The organism is Parabacteroides leei (genome assembly GCF_023369805.1).
Classification (GTDB): Bacteria; Bacteroidota; Bacteroidia; order Bacteroidales; family Tannerellaceae; genus Parabacteroides; species Parabacteroides leei.
Window position 1 is genome coordinate 23,889 of record NZ_JAMBQG010000020.1, and the last position, 20,244, is coordinate 44,132.

Genomic DNA, 20,244 nt, shown 5'->3' on the forward strand with positions numbered 1-20,244 from the left:
AAAAGAATGAATTTTATGAAGAAGGTGTGGGCAGTTTTACTGCTTCTGATTGCTGCAGGCCAGGTATATGCCGATGAGGGTATGTGGGTTCTGAAGGAATTAAACAAACAGAATCTGGCGAAAATGCAGGAACTGGGATTTGTCCCGTCCTATGAGCAGCTTTACAGTGAAACTGACCCGTGTGTGGCCAACGCTGTTGTTATTTTTGGTGGCGGATGTACCGGTATTACCGTATCGGAAGAAGGATTGGTCTTTACCAATCACCATTGCGGTTTTGGTTCGATCCAACAGTTGAGTAGTGTTGAACACGATTATTTGAAAGATGGTTTTGTCTCTCAGACCAAAGAAGAAGAATTGCCTGTTCCGGGCTTAAGCGTACGTTACCTGCGTGAAACAGTAGACGTAAGCGACCGTATCAACGGTGAAATCGCTAATATCGAAGAAGAATATCTTCGTTTGGCCGCTGCCGACTCTATCGGACAGGTTATTTGCGATTCTATCGGAAACACAGAGTTTCAGGCAGCCGATGTAGTGCCTTTCTATAATAATAACAAATATTTCCTGGTTGTATATGATGTGTTTAACGATGTGCGTATGGTATTTGCTCCACCCAGTTCAGTAGGAAAGTTCGGTGGTGATACCGATAACTGGATGTGGCCACGTCATACGGGCGATTTTTCTGTATTCCGCGTATATGCTGATGCAGATAATAAGCCGGCAGCATATAACAAGGATAACAAACCTTATAGTCCTAAATATGTAGCTGAAGTTTCTCTGCAGGGATATCAGGATAAGGATTACGCCATGACGATCGGTTTTCCGGGAAGTACAGACCGTTATCTATCCTCTTGGGGGGTGAAACAACGTATTGAAGACAGTAATAAACCCCGTATCGATGTACGTGGTGTTAAGCAGGCTATCTGGAAAGAAGCCATGCTGGCCAGTGACGAAGTACGTATCAAATATGCTTCCAAATATGCCGGTAGTTCCAATTACTGGAAGAATTCGATCGGAATGAACCGTGGTTTAGCTAACCTGAATGTATTGGAGCGTAAGAAGGAGGAAGAAGCTGCTTTTGCAAACTGGGTGAGCCAGACTCCGGAGCGTCAGGCTAAATATGGTGAAGTATTAGGTTTGTTGGAAAAAGGGTATACTTCAACCGATGAATATAAGAATGTATCGACTTATCTGATGGAAGCGTTTGTCAGCGGAACTGAAATTGTGCGTCTGGCACGTATGGTGCAGGGTGTGGATGTCAGCGGTTCTACTCCGGAGGAAATAGACGTTGTCCTGGAAGATAAGATCAAACCGTTCTTTAAGGATTACGATGCTACTCTCGACCAGAAAGTACTCGCCGCCATGATGAAGGTGGTGAAAGAGCGTGTTCCTGCCCAGTATCTTCCGGATATCTATCAGAAAGTCGATAAAAAGTATAAAGGAGACTATGCTAAATATGCGGCGGATGTCTTTAAAAAGACTTCACTTTTATCTTACGATAATATCGAGAAGATGCTGAAGAATCCGAAACTGTATGCAAAACTGAAGAAAGATCCGGCAGCAGAACTGAGTCTGTCTACATTGATCTCTCTGTTCGAATTGCAGCAGTTCATGGGGGATGCCCATTACGATATAGAAAAAGGCGAACGTCTGTATTTTGCCGGTCTGAAAGAAATGTATCCTGATGAAGCCCTTTCGTCGGATGCAAACTTTACCATGCGTTTAAGCTACGGTTCAATCGGTGGATACCATCCGTATGATGCCGCCTGGTATGATTATTATTCTACGGAAAAAGGTATTCTGGAAAAAGAAAATCCGGAAGACGATGAATTCTGGGTACAGCCTGAAATCCTGGATATGATCCGTAGCAAGGATTTTGGCCAGTATGCTAATGAAAAAGGGGAATTACAGCTTTGCTTCTTATCGAACAACGACATAACAGGCGGTAACTCCGGTAGCCCTGTTTTCGATAAAAATGCCCGTTTGATCGGTCTTGCTTTCGATGGAAACTGGGAAGCAATGAGTGGCGATATCGCATTCGAACCGGATTTGCAGCGTTGTATTGCAGTGGATATCCGTTATGTACTTTACATGATCGACAAGTGGGGAAAATGCCCACGTTTGATCGAGGAATTGAAACTGGTGAGATAATCTTACATAATTATCATAAAAAAAGCCTGAAGGAATAACTCTTTCAGGCTTTTTTTATGATAAACAATATCTGTTAATTCAGCAAAATGGAGGAAGATTTTTATCTCTGGTAGCTATAAGTATTTCGATTCTTGTAAAAAAATGGAGCAGAGGCTTAAGAATTCCATATCTTCTATTTATATTTGCGATGAATGTGCAGGCAGGCAAAGCGTTGCTGATTCTGCAACTTATTAATAAAACATAAGCGTTTAAAGATATTATCCTAAATTCGAAATCTCGACAATTTCAATAACTCTGGATAATAGGCAACTAAACGCTCATGTTCTTTTTCTTGTTATACGCTGGCAGGTATGTGTTCCATATCTGTGTATTCAGGATAAAGCGCGTGAGCCTGTTGTTTATATCAGAGTTATGGGCAGTCGAGAGCCTCGAATTTAGATATATCAACAGTTCTCACGCTTCTTTATTTATAAACCATCCACTTCGGGAACTGATGGATAAAATTCCATTTAGATTATGGATCAGTCTTTTCCGATACAGCAATTAAAAAACGGCAATGAAAAAGTCTTCGAACAAATGGTCAAGTCTTATTGGCCCCGTCTGCATTCTTTCGCCAATATCTATGTAGTGGACCAGGAGGTGGCAAAAGAGATTGTACAAGATACATTCCTGGCTCTTTGGGAACAACGAGGAAATCTGGATGATAAAACCTGTCTGATAACCTATCTGATGGTGGTCAGCCGCAACAAATGCCTGAACTATTTGAAGAGTCTGCAACTAGAAACTATTCCTATCGATAATCTTAGTGAATATGCCGTTTATCAAAGAAGTAATGTATATGTTCTGGAGGATGATTCATTGGAGATACTTACAACGAAAGAGCTAACCAGTGCTATAGCAGCCTCTTTAGAGAAATTACCACCCCGAACCAGGAAGATTTTTATGCTAAGCCGTTATAGTGGATTAAAAAACAAAGAAATTGCCGAACAATTGGGAATCTCGATAAAAGGCGTGGAATATCATATAAGCAACGCCTTAAAGCAATTGAGAAGCGATTTATCAAAAGATTATTTTACCATTCTGTTTTGTATACTTCAGTTTCTTCTGATAAAAAAGTAAGAGTACTAACCGATTGGCGGAATTAATATATTTCCCTCTTAGAATGTGAGTCTCTAATATAGAAAAAATTGAAACATTCATTTCTGACAATAACTAAAACGTCCGATCATGGGAAAGATCAAACTAATTACAGCAGAAAATATTTTTTATACTTACCATCGAGATAGAAAGAAGCATAGATATACAGCTGTATTAAAATTGCATTTATTTGTTATTAATCAATTAATTACAGTTTCTTCGTAGTCTTTCGATATGAAAACTCCAGTTTCCTGACAATTCCATCCTTAGGAAACTCTAGTTCCCTGCGCAGGAAACTGTAATTTCCCAGGCAGGAAACGCGAATTTCCTCCTTAGGAAATTGGTGTGTCCTAAGGAGGAAATTAATACTTCCCCTGCAACAGCTTTTCATTACATACCGAAAAACACAATAAGGATAGATGCGGATTTAGAAAGATGAACCTACTTTTGGTTACTTTTCTTTCAAGAGAAAAGTAACATTCAAATATGGTAAGAATTAATTCCGTCAATGAATTAATACTATATTATGGTTAGGGTAAAACCTGAAAATGTTGTTCTTCTCTTGTATCCGACATAAAACAGGAAATGAACGACGAAATATTAATACGGTTTATAGAGAGACAATGTTCTGTAGAAGAGGCACGGGAGATACTTCTGTGGATTGAGTCAGGCAATGAAAACAAAGCCCGCTTTGCTCAATTACAGTCTTTGTGGGCCTCTGCTGATGTGTATTATGCAATGCAGAAAGGGGAAGCAGATCAGGAAGAGGTACGATTTATCATGGACAAAATACGCAGAAAGCGATTGCCCCGATATATTGCTTACTATATTTCGGCAATTGCCGGTGTTGCAGCTATTCTGCTGTTCTTTTTCTTTTCACCTTCCGGCAAAGAACCTTACTATGATTATGAAAAGGCTTTGGCTACAGGTCGCAATCAAACGGAAATAACATTGACGTTACAAGCTGATAAAAGGATAAAGCTGGCCGATACGTCTGTGGTCGTTGCTTATAACAGACGGGGGCAAATTGTCATAAATGATACTGTGGAAATCTCTGGGGAAAAAAAACATACATTAAATACAATCCATGTTCCTTATGGTAAACGTTCTACCCTTATTTTGGAAGACGGAACAAGAGTATATCTAAACTCTGGTTCTTCTTTGGCCTATCCCATTGAATTTACGGCAAATAAGCGGGAAGTATATCTGGATGGTGAAGCTTATTTTGAAGTAGCTAAGGAGTCTGATCGCAAATTTATTGTGCAGACAGCTTATAAAGCGGTGGAGGTGCTCGGCACACAGTTTAATGTCTCCATCGATAAATCACTTAATAAATTTGAAGCAGTCTTAGTCTCAGGTAAGATAGCTCTGGATGGTAGTGCCGGACAAATAGTGATGGCGCCCGATCAGCTTTATACTTTCTTCTCCGCATCGGGGGAGGAAGAGCTTAAAATAGTAGATCCACAGGATTATATTTCATGGATCAACAGTAAATTGAAATTCAGGAAAGAACCATTATACAATGTTTTGCATAAACTGGAGAAAGTATACAATATACAAATCACACTTCTTAAGCCGGAATATAAAGATTACAGGATATCCGGCGATTTAGATATAAGGAATACTGCAATGGAAACTCTGGATGTGGTAATGAGTATTCTGGTTCCTGATTATAGCTCAGAAAATCAATTGTTTTATGAAATAACGACCAAGTAATTATTATAGGAAAAGTGTTTTTTTATCTTTTATTGTTTAACAATTTAAATCTGGTATTATGGGAGGAAGTATCCTAAAGGAAAGTTTCCCTCGTGGGAAAGAACGATGGAGAAAAGTATTGGCTTTGGGTGTTTGTAGCCTGGTTTCATTATCTGTCTGTGCCAATGTACTGAAGTCGCAGGTGAGTTTATCGGTGAATAACTTAACGCTGAAACAAGCGCTGGAATTACTACAGGAACAGGCGCAGGTGAGTATTATTTATTCAGACAATATTCTGAATGATAATACACGGGTGAGTGTATACAAACAGAATGTAACATTGGAGGAGGCCTTGACCCTTTTATTGGCGAATCAGAATTGCACGTTCAAAGTAGAAAAAGGACAGGTGATGGTTTATCCTAAGGAAACATTTCCCTCTGTTGCGGAAGTCAGCCAGGAGGGCTTTAAAGTGATGGGGCAAGTGCTTGATAACTTCGGAGAACCATTACCGGGAGTGAATGTCATGGTGAAGGGTACCATGACCGGTATTATTACCGATGTGGATGGTCATTATGAGATTGTAGCACCTTATTCAAAGGCTAGTCTTGTCTTTTCCTATGTCGGCTATCAGCCTCAGGAAATTAATCTGAGTGGGAAACATACGCTGAATGTGACTTTGGTGGAGGATACCAAGGCTTTGGAAGAAGTGGTGGTAGTAGGTTATGTTACTCAGAAAAAAGCTACGATCACGGGTTCTGTGGCTACTATTACGACTAAAGATCTGAAACAGAGCCCTACCGCCAATCTGAACAATGCACTGGCCGGACGTATGCCGGGTCTGATGGTGAATCAGTTCAGCGGAGGCGAACCGGGAGTTGATAAATCGGATATCCGTATTCGTGGTATGGCTACCTATGGAGATCAGTCACCTATTGTAATTGTGGATGGGGTGGAACGGGATATGAGTTACCTGGCACCGGAAGAAATTGAAACATTTACTATCCTGAAGGATGCTTCGGCAACTGCACCTTATGGTGTACGCGGTGCGAACGGTGTGATCATTATCACGACCAAACGTGGTAAAGTTTCTGAAAAGCCGAATGTAAACTTTAAAGCTTCTGCCGGAACAAACAGTCCTGTAAAATTCCCGACTTATTTGGGTTCGGCCGATTATGCTACTTTATATAATGAAGCAATGATCAATACTAATCCGGGTACGGATCCTTCTAAATTAGGATTGTTCACTCAGCAGGCTATCGACAATTATCGGATTGCGAAAGGAGATAATTCGGATGGTCTTGGATATAACTGGGATTATTTTGATTATGCATTCAAACCGGGTGTACAGCAGGATTATAGTCTGTCTGTACGAGGTGGTTCGGAACGTGCCCGCTATTATGTAATGGCTAACTATTACACTCAAAGCGGTAATTACAGGCATACCGACATGACGGATACGGACACGCAGGCCAACTTCACGCGTTATAACTTCCGCGCCAATGTAGATGTCGATATTACGAAAGATTTTTATATCAAGCTGGATTTGGGAGCCCAGATTACGGATCGTAAGGCACCGGGAACAACAGCCGACAGGATTGTCGCCTTATGTAATACGCAGCCTTCCTATCTGCCTATCACTGTACCGGACAATGGGAATCCGGAGAACGAAACATTTGTATTGGAAAATCCGTACGGACTTTTGTACGGAGATTATAAACACCGTCGTAATATCTTAGGAGAATTATCCAGAACAGGTAGTCTGACAGAAAAGAAGACCTACCTGAATGGCTCTTTCTCTATTGGTCATAAATTGGATTTTATCACGAAAGGTTTACGTGTGGAAGGTGTATTCTCTTATGACGCTAAAGAAGGAAACTGGATTAACCGCGTATTGGGTGATCGTTCCGATGGTTATGCGAGTTATGCAAGATATGCTACTTTTCAGCCGGGTGAAGGGAGCTATGGCTCATACTATATGAATAACAGTGCTCCTTATGACGGGACTTATATCAAAGGTAATCCCTGGTATGCACAGGATGAAACGATCGTTAACGGCTTTTCCCATAACGAAGCCGAAGCGAAAACCTATTACCAGTTGAAGTTGGACTATATGCGTACATTCGAAAAGCATGATGTAACAGGGATGGTCTTGTTCAACCGTTCACACCGTACCATCGACAACCGTGTTGCTTACCGTTATCAGGGGTTGACAGCTCGGGCTACTTATGCTTATGCAAATAAATATCTGGCTGAATTTAATGTTGGTTATAACGGATCGGAGAATTTTGCCCCCGGCAAACGGTATGGCACTTTCCCTGCCGGTTCTATCGGTTGGGTCATTTCCCGTGAAAACTTTATGAAGAATAGCAGCAAATGGTTGGATATGCTGAAAATAAGGGCCTCTTACGGATTAGTAGGTAGCGATAAGATTTCAGATAATGATGGCGATCGTTTTGCTTATTTACAATTCTATGGTGATGGCAGTGGATATGATTTTGGAGAAAATGAATTTAACCAGTGGACAGGTGGAGTTAGCGAAGGGAATTTTGCGAATCCGAACCTGACTTGGGAGAAGGCACGGAAGCTAAATGTAGGTGTTGATGCCTCATTTTTCGGTGAACGTTTAACAATTAGTGCCGACTATTTCCATGAACACCGTTTTGATATAATTACTTATTTAGGAGGTAGCGATAAACTGGGTTTCCCACAAATTGTAGGGAAGGATGCTCCGTTTCTCAACTCAGGTGTTGTAGATAATCGTGGGATTGATTTTGAGGTCGGTTGGAACGGACGTTTCGGAAAAGACCTGCGTTATTATATTAAACCGAACTTCACTTTTGCCCGCAACAAAATCCAGTTTATGAATGAAGTGGTCTATGCGGACGATTGGCGTCGGAATACCGGTAAACGCATCGATGAACATTTTGTATATGAAGTAGATCATTTCGTTTACGATCAGGCAGAAGCCGACAAGTTGAATGCGATGAACAATAATAACGGTTTCCAGCAATGGGGTAAGTTGTATCCGGGTGACGTTGTTTATAAAGACCTGAACGGTGATGGTGTGATTAATGATGATGACAGGCGTGCTATGGGGAATCCGCGTACTCCGGAGATACAGTTTGGTATCCCGTTGGGAATCCAGTATAGAGGCTTTGATATTAGTTTCTTATTCCAGGGAGCTGCCAGTACGAGTTTGTTGCTGAATGGTCCTGCCACCTGGGATTTTCCGGCATACGAACAAGACCAGATAGGTAAGGTAAAACCGATGCACCTGAACCGTTGGACGGAAGAGACAAAGGATGTGGCCACCTATCCGCGACTTACGATCGGTGCTTACGAGAACAATAAGAATGAAAGTAGCAGTCTTTATTTGTATAATGCCTCTTATCTGCGTTTGAAGAATGTGGAAGTTGGCTATTCATTACCGAAAAACTGGATCCGTTTTGCCGGATTCCAAAATGTACGTTTCTATGCACAAGGTATGAATCTGGTTACATTTGACGGATTGAAAGATGTGGATGTAGACCCTGAAACAAAGAAGGGTAACGGTGCCTGGTATCCTATCCAGCGGATCTTCAATTTTGGCGTTGATATCACTTATTAATTTAATAAACGAAGAAAAGATGAAGCATAAAATATTTTTATTAGCAGGATTGGCAACTTGTCTTTCCGTATTTACTTCATGTGAAGATTATCTGGACAGGACTCCGGATGATAAAACTACAGAACAACAGGTTTTCACACGTTACGAGAAAGTGGATGGGCTGGTATCAGATTTATATGCCAACTGTAAATCGGCCAATAAGCCGTTGATTTATTTCAACCACTTCAGCTTATCCAGTATTTCAGATGAATGTTCAGCCAGTAGCCATGAAGGAGCCATTCCTCATCAATTCCATGTAGGCAACTATGGGGCTCTGCAGAAAATGCCTAACGGCAGCGATGTCGGTCAGTATTGGAATGGTTTATATTCCAGGATTCGTAAAGCAAATATTATCCTGGAAGGAGTTGCCCGGTATAATACACCCGATAATCCACAGAGTGGACGTGAAGGAGACCTGAACAGGCGTATCGGTGAGGTTTATTTCTTGCGCGGCTATCTGCATTATCTGGTACTTCGGGCTTATGGTGAAGCGGTATATGTTGACCATGTAATCAATCCTGACGATGATATGACTTTTACAAAAGAGTCTTTTCACGCTATTGCCGATAAGATATGTGCAGATGCGGATGAGGCATATGCCCGGGTGGATGCTTCAAATGGCGGTAATTATTTCGGTCGCGTCGATAAAGGGGCTTGTCTGGGATTGAAAGCTATAATCCGCTGGATGCAGGCTACTCCACTATGGAATGGAGGAAGTTTGCCTAATGATACCCGTGTCTTTAAGAACGAATATAGCTATGACGTTAAGCGCTGGGAAGCAGCGCGAGATGCGGCCAAAGCAGTTATGGATGCCAAAAAGGGAGATGGTTCGAACCGGTATCAGTTGTATAACAAATATGAAGCAAGTGATTTTAAGGATATTGATGGCAAATCAGATACGAATAATGAAAAAGTTCAACAACGTTTGTGGCGTATGAACTTTGAGATGGAAGCAATCATGAATGAATGGGTATGGTTTGTAACAAGAGATAAGGATACCGGATGGTCCGGAGATATCCTGCCTCCCAGCCAAGGTGGACATGCCCGCCAGCGTCCTCTGCAGGAGCAGGTGGATGAGTACGAATATATCGGGCCGGATGGTTATGGTTATCCTATTTATGCAGACCGTGCAAAGTCTGATGGTTATGATGATGAAAATCCGTATGAAGGCATTCGTCGTGATCCGCGTCTATACCGTGATATCCGTTACCACGGTTCTTGGTATGGAGGACAGCAATTGAATACAGCTTCCGGTGATGATGCAGTGAGCGGCAGTTATCTGGATCAGGCTTCCCATACCGGATATTATCTGCGTAAATTTTATAAAGATGGTTGGACAAGAGGTCATGGAGGGCATGTTATTAATGGCCCGGGGGTATGGAGACTTCCTGCTTTTATTTACATCTATTGTGAAGCTGTCAATGAGCTAAGCGGTCCGAACGAAGAAATCTATAAATTGATAAATGAAGTTCGTGCCCGTTCATTCATGGCTCCGATGCCTCCGGAAACTAAAACGGATAAAAAGTTGATGAATAGCTATATTCAACGCGAACGTCGTGTAGAGTTTTTTTATGAAAACTTCCGCTACTGGACGGCTCGTTTGTATATGGAGCCGGATGATACGGAACAACTTGCTCAGGAAAGGGCCTATAGGGACGCTGATAGCTGGCCTTATGCCAGAACACAACGTTTTTCCCATGGAATGAAGCCGGTGGAAGATCCGGACGGAAAGATAATCATTGGTGATAAAAAGTATAAAATGAAACGTATCGTAGTGAATGACGGCCGTGTATTCAGTTCCCCGCGTTCTTATCTCTGGCCAATCTATCAGGAAGAGTTGAAACGTTGCCCGTCATTAATTCAAAATCCGGGATGGGAGTAAAGTAGAGGGAATGTGTTTTTGATTCTTAGCTGATTATTATCAAAAACGGAGATACCAGCCACCGGCAGTATCTCCGTTTTTTGTAGTGAAATAGTATCTCTTATTTTACAGCCAGTTTCGTCCGGACTGTTACATTTCCTTTTAAGCCTACAGCTTCACCTGTCGCACCATTCAGCAGTACCCGCAGGTCACATCTATCCTTGACAGAAGAAAATTCAACGGTGAAGTCTTCTTCCTCATCTGTCGTTTTAGAGCCGATCAATTGACCGTTCAGCCAGATTTCGGCTTTCCCTGTCAGTTGTTTGAAAAGGATACTTCCGCCTTCTTCCCGATGGGCCTGATAAGGATTGAATGTCGCACGTAAAATGACGAATTTAGCATTTTCCAGTTTGATCAGGTCGCCACTTGAAACGGGTTGCCAGCTGTTCATATCGTTATCGGCAATCTGACGGGTTGCGTCAGGTTTGTCTGTGGAAAGGGAAGAGGCTACCCATCTGTTCAGCAACATTGGAGGAAACTCTGGTGCGACGGATGGTATGGGAGCGACCTCTTCGGTATTGATCGTGATCGTTGCCGGTTTTAATCCCGGAGTCGAGGCAGTCAGAGTGATTGGCCCTGAACCTTCTTTGCTCTGGATGATGACTTGTGCAAGTCCATAGAACAGGCTGCGTTTATTACCCTTTTCCGGCTCGTGGCAGTTCGGATTACCGTTTCCTACACCGATGATTTCGGCGGGACCCGTCAGGGTGAATTCCATCATATTGTCGGCTGTTGGTACATGACGGCCTTTGGAGTCTATCACTTCTACGGTGATCGGCATAGCGTCACGACCATCACTGGCCAAACTGTTACGGTCCGGTGTCAGGCGAACCTGGACGGGGTCCTTGGTTGTCTCCACTTTGGCACGTGAGACGACCTTTCCGTTCTTGTAGCCGATGGCTTCCAGTTTGCCTGGTTTATAAGGAACAGACCAGGTATTCATTTCATATGGGTCGACTACTTGTTCGGATATTACTTTGCCATTCAGTAATAACTTTACTTTATCCGCGTTGCTCAATGCCATTACTTTGATAGGCTTTCCGATGGAGTCGGCAGGCCAGTTCCAGTGAGGCACCAGTTCCAGGATATCTTTATCCTTTACCCATTGTGCCTGGTGTAAGTAATAAGCCATTTTGGGGAAGCCGCATAAGTCCATGATACCGAAGAAAGAACTGACTGTAGGCCAGCGATGCGGAGTCGGCTCACCATGATAATCGAATCCGGTCCAGTAGAAGCACCCTGCCATCCAGGGGCGTTCTGCCACGGCTTTCCAGGCTCTGCGATGGGTGGCTCCCCAGTCTGCACATTGCGTATCGTATGAATCCATCAGGTTCTTCGACCGGTCTGTGACATATTCACCCCTTATCATAAAGGCGGAACCGTCTTCCGAACTGGTCAGAGGTAGGTTTGGATTGGCTTCGTGGAAACGGTCGTAACTTTCGATCTGATAGTTGAACCCTCCGACATCTACAGCCTGCGATACATTATATTCAGAGAAGAATCCTCCGTTCATTGCAGCTGTTATAGGGCGTGTCGGGTCCATCTTTTTCACTACGTCGTACATGCGGCGAACCATTTCAACCCCGTTTTCCGTACCCTGCATCGGTTCTTCGTTGAAAACAGACCAAAGGATTACGTTCGGACAGTTACGGTCGCGGCGTACTTGCCACTCCAGTTGACGAACATATTCGGGTGAAGTGTTGAACAACCTGTTTTCATCCAACACCATGATACCCATGCTGTCGCAAGCAGCCATAAACTCTTTGGCAACCGGATTGTGAGCTACACGATAGGCATTGACTCCCATCTCTTTCAGTTTGCGCAGGCGGAATTCCCAAAGTGCATCGGGAACAGCAACACCGACTCCGGCATGATCCTGGTGGTTACAAACACCTTTTATCTTGATGTTTTCCCCATTCAGCCAAAAACCTGTGTTGTTATCGAAACGGATTGTACGGAAACCGCATTTGGTTTCGACCTCGTCGGTTACGGTGCCGTTTTGTTTCACCGTAGTCTTTACCTTATAGAGGGTAGGATTGTCGGGTGACCAAAGTTGCGGGTCTGACACGGTCAGCGGGAGATTGGCAATACTTTCTCTCAATGCTGTGACAGAGACTGCTTTTGACAGTGTTGTCATTTGCTTGCCATCGGGAGCGAACAGGGTTACTTCGACTTCTCCGTCTGCCGGTAACTTTCCCGAGTTATACAAAGAAACTTCCACGGGTATTTCCCATTGGTTGTCGTTCTTCTTTACAGGATGAGCAAATACACCATCGGTAATGATATGCAACGGCGAACGTTTTACCAGCCAGGTATGACGGTAAATACCGGCTCCTTCATACCACCAACCCTCCTGGGCATCCGCATCCACGCGTACGGCAATGGTGTTTACATTATCCCCATAAGTGGCATACGGAGTGATGTCGATATACATGGAGGTGTATCCGCACCAGTTACGATGCAGTACGGTTCCGTTTACCCAGATCGTTGCATGTGTGGCGATACCATCAAACTGTATTTCCAGATGTTTCCCTTTATCTTCGGGAGACAGTTTGAATTTGCGGCGGTACCAACCGAAACCGCGATTGTAGTATCCTTGCGAAAGGTTGGCTTCCGGATCTACGTTCCCTTCGATAGCCCAGTCGTGAGGAAGGTTTACGATGCGCCAGGAAGAATCGTCGTAGTTCGGGGAAGCGGCTCCGCTCACGTATCCCGCTTTGGCGTTCCGGTAGGTCGCGTTGTGTCCTTTAATAACCGGGTAGGGGATATCTCCCTTATGAAAACTCCATCCTTTGTCTAAGGACAGAACTTCCCGGGTGGTTACTTTTTCCTGTCCATAAGCCTGTAAAGAGAAGCTGATGCACAAAAGAAGTAGAAAACTTTTGAGTGTTGTCATTGTTTTTTGTTATAGGATTATTTGAATATTGTCTTTATCACTTCACCTGTCCAGGATAAGGGTTGTTTAATCTTGAACAGGTGCAGGATGATGGCTGCTGTGTTTACCGTGTTATTGGCTTCCGTGATCTTGAATCCTCTCTTTATTCCCGGTCCGGCGATACCCCAGGGGACGATCATTTCGTCTGTACTTACTCCGCCATGTCCGTAGTTAATACCGCCATGATCTGTCAGGAACAAGAAATGAGTATCTTTGTATAATCCTTCCTGTTTCATCTTTTCGATGAATTTTCCGATCTCTACATCGGCTTCCTCGATGGATTGTATGTATTCCGGTGACATCCATTTATGTTTGTGACCGGCATGGTCGGTATGTACGGAATAGAGGAATACCAGTGTTGGTTTTTTGCGGTTCTCCATCAGGAAAGAGAGTGCTTTCTCATAGTTTGGCACATAGGCATCGTTTTCCAGATAGCTGACTTCATCCAAATATTGTTTGTTGTATGGATAGAACAGGTTGATCCAATTGTAATAGAAGGCAGTTTTTGCTTCCGGAATTGCGTCTTTCAATACTTTGAACACAGAGGGGTAATATCCGGCACTGTCTTTCTCGATCGCGGGTAATACGAATTTGGAGATCTCCCAGCTATTGTCGACTACGCCGTGTTGTTCCGGACCGCTTCCGCAAAGATGGCTGGTCCAGTTGGGTAGTGTGACCGAGGGCATGACCACGCGTGTGTCCAATGAGAGGGAACCTTCAGCCAGTAATGCGTCCAGATTCGGTGTTTTTGCTTTCAGGAATCCGTCGACGCAGATTCCATCGAGTGAGATCAATACGATGCGTTTGGCAGCAGGTGCATTCACTTTGGCAGTAGCTGCCGTTACAGGTCGGGTAATGGAGGCAGTGCCTAATGCGACAGCTCCCGCCAATCCTTTTTTAAAGAAGTTTCTTCTTGAGTTTTTCATATTTTTCATGTTATTTATGCCATTTCCAGGTTTCCCCTTTTTTCAAATCGTTTGTCTGTAAATAGTCGCCGTTATACCAGATACGGCATTTGTTCCCTTGTGACGATTTAACGGAAGCGTCTACAATTTCTCCGTTTTCCCATTTCACAGCCACTTCAAATCCTCCACGGGCTTTTAAGCCGGAGAACTCTCCTTTCTTCCAATCGGCGGGAAGGGAGGGGAGCAGTTGGATAATATAGCTTTCCTGTCCCTGATCGTACACATGACTCTGTAACAACATTTCGGCTATACCTGCCGTTGTTCCGAAGTTAGCGTCGATCTGGAAAGGAGGACATATTGTGAAGAGGTTCGGGTTGATGCATTTTCCGATGATATCATCCAGGTTTTCTTTTGCTTTTTCAGCCTGATGCAAGCGGGCGTATTGGCTGATTGCCCAGGCGGAACTCCAACCGACATACCCTCTGCGATGCTGGATGCGGTAATCCAGCGATTTGTTGGCTGCCTCAACCAAGTCGGGAGTTTGCAGCATGTTAATCTGCGATCCCGGATGGATGGCGAACAGGTGGGAAATATGACGGTGGCCGGGTTCTACCTCCGGAAACTCATCCGCCCATTCCATGATACGTCCGTCAGCACCTATCTTCGTTCCGGCCAAGCGTTTTTGGGCATCGACTACCTGGCGGGTAAAGTCGTCATCGATGGATAATTCGTTGGAGATCATCGCGAAGTCATCAAATAGTTGCCAGATGGTTTGCTGGTCGTGAGCTGGTCCCATGCTGATCTGGCTATGGCTACCGTCGGGAGCGACAAAGGTATTTTCCGGAGAAACGGCGGGTCCGGAAACCAGCTCTTTTGTTTTCGGGTTTTCAGTCAACCAGTCCATGTAAAACTCAACCGCCCCTTTTAAGACCGGATAGGTCTTACGCAAAAAGTCCTTATCGCCCGTAAACCGGTAGTGTTCGCCGATATGTTGGCAAATCCATGCCGGAGCACCGGTATGCATCCCCCAGGAAGCACTTTCCCCCGGAGAAGTATATCCCCATATATTGGTGATGGGGTGTACTACCCACCCCTTTTTGTTGTATTGGATTTGTGCCGTCTTGGTTCCCGGTTCAACCAGCGAAGCGATCAGATCGAACATTGGCAGGTGCAACTCCGACAGGTTGGTTACTTCGGCAGGCCAGTAATTCATTTCGATATTGACATCAGTATGATAGTCGCCGTTCCAAGCTGTCTGCAGTTTGTTAGCCCAGATTCCTTGCAAGTTGGCAGGCATGGTTCCCGGTCGCGATGACGCGATTAAGAGATAACGGCCGTATTGGAACATCTGTTCGTATAGGTGAGGGTCTATCGTTCCTTTCCGGGCGTTTTGTACCTTTACGTCAGTCGGTATTGTATCGGGGGCGTCGGTCAGCAACAAGCAGGTTCTTTGGAAATAGGTAGCATATTCTTTTACGTGCGCTTTGTAAAGCTGGTTATATGATTTCTTGGCGGCATTGTTTAAGGATGCTTCGGTGATACCGCGGAAATCGCGTCCTTTGTAGGAGGGGTATTCCATTTTGTAATCCGTTGAGGCGGTCAGGAAAAGTAAAACCTCGTCGGCTCCTTTCACTGTCAGCGTCGAATCGGAGTAGGTGACGGAGCCATTTACCGGCACAGCTTTTAGCCGGGTCATGTATTGAAGTCCGTCGCCTCCTTTACCATCTGAAAGAACCCCCGCCATGATCAATTGTTCGTTTTCTGCATAAGTGGAATAACGTTCCGGCCGGTTCAGCCGACAAGTGAAAGCGAGTTGTTGTTTTTTATCTGCCGATAACCGCATGACCATCGCTTGGTCTGGGTGGCTGATAAAGATTTCACGTTTGAAATTGGCCTCTCCTTGCTTGTAAGAAACTCGGACTGTCGCGTTATCCAGATTCAGTTCCCTACGGTAATCGGTGTAGGGAGATTTGTTATCGAAGTCGATCCACAGGTCTCCCAAGGTTTGGTAACATCCGAAAGGGACGTTACAACCCTGTCCGTGTCCGGAGCCTTTCCCGGTACAAATTTGCGTACGGTTTGTCAACTCTGTGGCTTCTTTGTATTTGCCTTCGAACAATAGCTGCTTGATCTTCTCCACATGCTTGGCTGCTTCCGGGTTATCGCAATGCTGCATGCTTCCCGACCATAGGGTCTCTTCATTCAGTTGGATGCGTTCCTTGTGTACATCTCCGAAGATCATGGCTCCCAGAGAACCGTTGCCTAGTGGTAAAGCTTTCAGCCATTCCGGATCGTCTTTGTAGCCTGCATGGGGATTATCAGCGACGGTGGCATCGGCGGGTGTGTTATACCATAGTGTCAATGGTGCTTTTTTGTGTTCTACAGTGCAGGCAGTAAAACACAAGATACATGTTGAAATTATTAGAGTTTTCATTGATAGATAAAGTTTAGAAGTTATTACCATGTCAGTTTAATTGTATCTACCATACGTGAACGTTTTTCAGGAGACACCTGTATGTGGATCTCTCCTTCTGCATAAGAGAATGGAATGGTTTCCCCTGTCCGTAATAATATCGCTTGCTTGGGAGAGGATTGTATCTCTTTCAGAACAATGGTTTTATGGAAATTCGGGAATGCGTGTATATAAACTATATCCTTTTTTATTGTGGTCGGTTGGTTGGCTTTCTCAGGGAAGGAACCACCGGTCACATCATAAACGGATTCTCCGGAATGTTTCATCCATTTTTCTATTTCATCCCAAGCCTCTAAGGCTTCTTTTGGCAGGCTTCCATCGGCACAAGGGCCTATATTTGCCAGTAAGTTTCCTCCCCAGGCACGCAGGATAACCAATTTCTCTATTACATCAGCTCCTGTGTCCATCCGGTCGCTGGTAGAATAAGTCCACCAACGGCTGGGCCAGCATGGGTCACATGTTTCGAACCATCCGGTGAATCGTTTTGTGGGTAGTGTACCTTCTGAGTCTCCGTAATCTCCGGGTTCTCCGTTTCGACGGTTAATGACGATACCCGGTTGTAACTTTCTGACTTCATCATTTGATATTTCACCGCTTCCTCCGTCAAACCAAAAGAGATCGATTTTACCGTATTGGGTAAGTAGTTCACGCATTTGGTTGGCAACCATTTCTCTTCGTGCCTGATCATGTCCGGCTGGTTTTTCTGGTAGTCGATTAATTTCCTTATGATCCATATCCAGGATTTTCTTTCCGGAATAATCCCAATTTTTGTACTGTGCATCGAACAACCAATCAGGTGGAGAATAATACAGTCCGACTTTTATACCGTTTTTATGGCAGGCATCCGTAAACTCTCTAACCAAATCACGTCCGTTTAGTTTCTGTTTGACCCCTAAAGCACTGTATTTACTCGGCCACATAGTATAACCATCATGATGTTTAGTTGTGAATACGATGTATTTGAAACCGGCTTTTTTTGCTTTAGTGACAATTTCTTCGGTGTTGAAATTGACCGGATTCCACCGGTCTGCTAATTTCCAGTAGGCATTGGGAGTTATTTCTCCGTCTTCCCAGGATTTATTTGCTAACATACTCCAGGACAGATCGATTCCTCCATGAACGGTTGCCAGTCCAAAGTGTATAAACAATCCGAAACCATCTTGAGGAAACCATTGTGCATCCGGATGCGTATTCCTTATCGGAACAGAAACGCCTACTTGTGCCGAGTTCTGTCCGAGGATGGTGTGTTGTGCTTTTGCCACTTCGTCATCTTGTGCAGATGCGGCAAAAGTAACAAAACATGTGGCAAGCAGGAGTAGGCATTTGGGGTATTGCCTCTTTTTTTTGTTCATTTGTTAAATCATTTTTTGTTTCTGTTTTGTTATATTCTTAATAGACAAGGGAGATGACACTTCCATTTCTGTTGATTCAAATATAATATGTTTGATTTGTTTTTCTTATCCTTCATCCTCTTTGAGATGTGAACTATATGGGGCTTATTGCGAAAATAAGTTCACATACCGGAGTTGTCGGACTTAATAACTGGCAAATAAAACTCATTTTGATGTAAATGGCAATGGATATTATTTGGGACTAGATGGATTATCTTTAGTTAAATTAATTCCATAAAGCAAAGGTATTGTAAAAGCAAAATAACTTTAGTGAGATGACGTGATGACCTATAAGAAGTCACCACGTCACCTATAAGAAGTCACGGCATCGCTTATGGGAGGTTGAACCCTTCCTGTCGACAGAAAATTTCAGGGTAGTCCATTATGTCGGAGTTCTCGGGCCATCTCCGGCTTAGCGTACCGTGTTGCATTGAAGGATGACCTTTCCTTTTGGGTCTAATCAATATCCGGGATTCTGTTCCAGGTTGCCGTTAATATCGATTTCACTTTGAGGAATCGGGAACAGGTAATGTTTCGGATTCTCAAAGGAACGAGTTGTTCCTCCAGGATTCATGATTGTTGGAATAACTTCATGCGCGATTTTCCAGCGTTTCAAATCCATATAACGCTTGCCTTCATAGGCTAATTCTATGCGACGTTCTTTCCGGATTTTTTCACGCATTTGCTCCTTGCTTAAACCTGTAGGTAACTGAGGCATTCCAACACGTTCTCTAACTGCATTCACGGCATCGTAGACGGATTGATCCGGACCTGCACTTTCATTCTGTGCCTCTGCATACATCAACAAGACTTCTGCATAACGAATCAACACGGCATCATAATCTGTTTTAGTAGAATAACTTATTGGGAAATAAGATTCAGTCGAGAATTTCTTCAACAAAAAGTCTGTTGCAGCTGCTGCATCTCCTCCGGAGAAACCAGGTCTCCATCTTTTGACTCCATCACCCAAAACGTCCTGTCCGTAATACCAGGGATCCATATCTACATAATTACACCATCTTAAACGGGGATCACGATGCTCATAAGGATGCTCGGGATCGTAAAGCGGAGATTCTGAAATATCTTTACCGTCTTCGCATTCATACACATTGATTATATATTTCAAAGGACCTGTTGAATGCCACCAGTTGAATACAATATCAGCTCCATAAAAAGGTTGAGCGAAGTCTGGATTGAGATATTTGACAGAGAATATTATTTCCGGATTATTCTCTTGCTTTTGTGCATCCCATATATCCATATAATTTTCACTTAAGCCGAAATTCGTATTATCCATGACTTGCTTAGCCAATTTTGCAGCATCTATCCATTGTTCGTTATGAAGTAGTACACGTGACTTCAATGCTATGGCAGAAGCTTTGACGCAATGACCATTGTATGGTTTATCTGCCAACTTTTCGATAGCAAAATCCAGATCTTCGTATATAATTTTCAACACATCCTCTTTCGAAGAACGTGTAGTTGTTTTAGCTTCTTCTACCGTAGGTGTTGTTAAATAAAGAGGGACACCTCCATAAAATTCAACTAAGTAAAAATAGAAATGAGCTCTCAAAAAGCGGGCTTCAGCTTTATATGCATCTTTTTTAGCCATATCCATTTCCACAGCTTCTATGCCATCTAGGAAGAAGTTGCATTTTGCTATACCTTTATAGGAATAGTTCCATATATCACTGACAGCTCCTCCGCTTGTGGGCTCTATAATGCCTCTGGATAAGGCGTTAATCCCATAATGTCCGTGTTGGTGATACAAATCATCCGACATAGCATCCAATGTTGTCAAATCCCATGACATTAACGAGTTATTCAACATACTGTAGCAAGCAGTCAATGCCATTTCCACGTCCGACTCTGTTTTCCAGAAAGTTTCTGATGCTAATTGATCTAACGGTTGTTTATCCAGTAAAGAGTCACAGGATGTAACCGTCATTAATAACGCCGAAGCATATATTATATATTTTTTCATTTCCAATTT

General features: G+C 43.5%; 10 protein-coding genes. 5 read left to right on the top strand and 5 right to left on the bottom strand.

What is annotated here, in order from left to right:
- The first annotated feature begins 15 nt into the window (after positions 1-15).
- From M1P97_RS21555 to M1P97_RS21575, 5 genes are all read left to right on the top strand, one after another.
- Complete coding sequence (locus tag M1P97_RS21555) at positions 16-2,148, top strand: S46 family peptidase (protein ID WP_365358314.1); 2,133 nt, start codon at positions 16-18, stop codon at positions 2,146-2,148.
- A gap of 516 nt (positions 2,149-2,664) precedes the next feature.
- Positions 2,665-3,267, top strand: coding sequence for an RNA polymerase sigma-70 factor (locus tag M1P97_RS21560; RefSeq protein WP_195374851.1), 603 nt, complete (start codon positions 2,665-2,667; stop codon positions 3,265-3,267).
- Between the two features lie 603 nt (positions 3,268-3,870).
- Positions 3,871-5,001, top strand: a complete 1,131-nt coding sequence (locus M1P97_RS21565) for a FecR family protein (protein ID WP_195374850.1) — start codon at positions 3,871-3,873, stop codon at positions 4,999-5,001.
- Positions 5,002-5,059: 58 nt separating this feature from the next.
- Entirely contained in the window at positions 5,060-8,587 is a 3,528-nt protein-coding gene (locus M1P97_RS21570) for a SusC/RagA family TonB-linked outer membrane protein (protein ID WP_249390167.1), read from the top strand.
- Positions 8,588-8,606: 19 nt separating this feature from the next.
- Positions 8,607-10,508 (top strand): RagB/SusD family nutrient uptake outer membrane protein, encoded by a 1,902-nt coding sequence (locus tag M1P97_RS21575; RefSeq protein ID WP_195374848.1) that lies wholly within the window; start codon positions 8,607-8,609, stop codon positions 10,506-10,508.
- A 100-nt stretch (positions 10,509-10,608) separates the two neighbouring features.
- Here the strand turns inward: M1P97_RS21575 and galA are convergent, their stop codons facing one another.
- From galA to M1P97_RS21600, 5 genes are all read right to left on the bottom strand, one after another.
- Positions 10,609-13,443 carry a beta-galactosidase GalA gene (gene galA, locus M1P97_RS21580; protein ID WP_249390168.1) on the bottom strand — a complete coding sequence of 945 codons (2,835 nt, stop codon included), beginning with the start codon at positions 13,441-13,443 and terminating at the stop codon, positions 10,609-10,611.
- A gap of 17 nt (positions 13,444-13,460) precedes the next feature.
- Positions 13,461-14,408: an alkaline phosphatase family protein gene (locus M1P97_RS21585; protein WP_249390169.1), complete on the bottom strand. Its 948-nt coding sequence runs from the start codon at positions 14,406-14,408 to the stop codon at positions 13,461-13,463.
- A 10-nt stretch (positions 14,409-14,418) separates the two neighbouring features.
- Positions 14,419-16,821, bottom strand: coding sequence for a glycoside hydrolase family 95 protein (locus M1P97_RS21590; protein ID WP_195374845.1), 2,403 nt, complete (start codon positions 16,819-16,821; stop codon positions 14,419-14,421).
- Positions 16,822-16,844: 23 nt separating this feature from the next.
- The gene (locus M1P97_RS21595) at positions 16,845-18,212 is read right to left on the bottom strand and encodes an alpha-L-fucosidase (RefSeq protein WP_249390170.1); all 1,368 of its coding nucleotides are present in this window, start codon (positions 18,210-18,212) and stop codon (positions 16,845-16,847) included.
- A gap of 499 nt (positions 18,213-18,711) precedes the next feature.
- Positions 18,712-20,235, bottom strand: coding sequence for a RagB/SusD family nutrient uptake outer membrane protein (locus tag M1P97_RS21600; protein WP_249390171.1), 1,524 nt, complete (start codon positions 20,233-20,235; stop codon positions 18,712-18,714).
- Positions 20,236-20,244 lie beyond the last annotated feature (9 nt).

Coding starts and splice junctions, on each gene's coding strand:
- M1P97_RS21595 (WP_249390170.1), bottom strand. CDS start 18,212: ATGAACAAAAAAAAGAGGCAATACCCCAAATGCCTACTCCTGCTTGCC.
- M1P97_RS21555 (WP_365358314.1), top strand. CDS start 16: ATGAAGAAGGTGTGGGCAGTTTTACTGCTTCTGATTGCTGCAGGCCAG.
- M1P97_RS21585 (WP_249390169.1), bottom strand. CDS start 14,408: ATGAAAAACTCAAGAAGAAACTTCTTTAAAAAAGGATTGGCGGGAGCT.
- M1P97_RS21565 (WP_195374850.1), top strand. CDS start 3,871: ATGAACGACGAAATATTAATACGGTTTATAGAGAGACAATGTTCTGTA.
- M1P97_RS21575 (WP_195374848.1), top strand. CDS start 8,607: ATGAAGCATAAAATATTTTTATTAGCAGGATTGGCAACTTGTCTTTCC.
- M1P97_RS21560 (WP_195374851.1), top strand. CDS start 2,665: ATGGATCAGTCTTTTCCGATACAGCAATTAAAAAACGGCAATGAAAAA.
- M1P97_RS21590 (WP_195374845.1), bottom strand. CDS start 16,821: ATGAAAACTCTAATAATTTCAACATGTATCTTGTGTTTTACTGCCTGC.
- M1P97_RS21600 (WP_249390171.1), bottom strand. CDS start 20,235: ATGAAAAAATATATAATATATGCTTCGGCGTTATTAATGACGGTTACA.
- galA (WP_249390168.1), bottom strand. CDS start 13,443: ATGACAACACTCAAAAGTTTTCTACTTCTTTTGTGCATCAGCTTCTCT.
- M1P97_RS21570 (WP_249390167.1), top strand. CDS start 5,060: ATGGGAGGAAGTATCCTAAAGGAAAGTTTCCCTCGTGGGAAAGAACGA.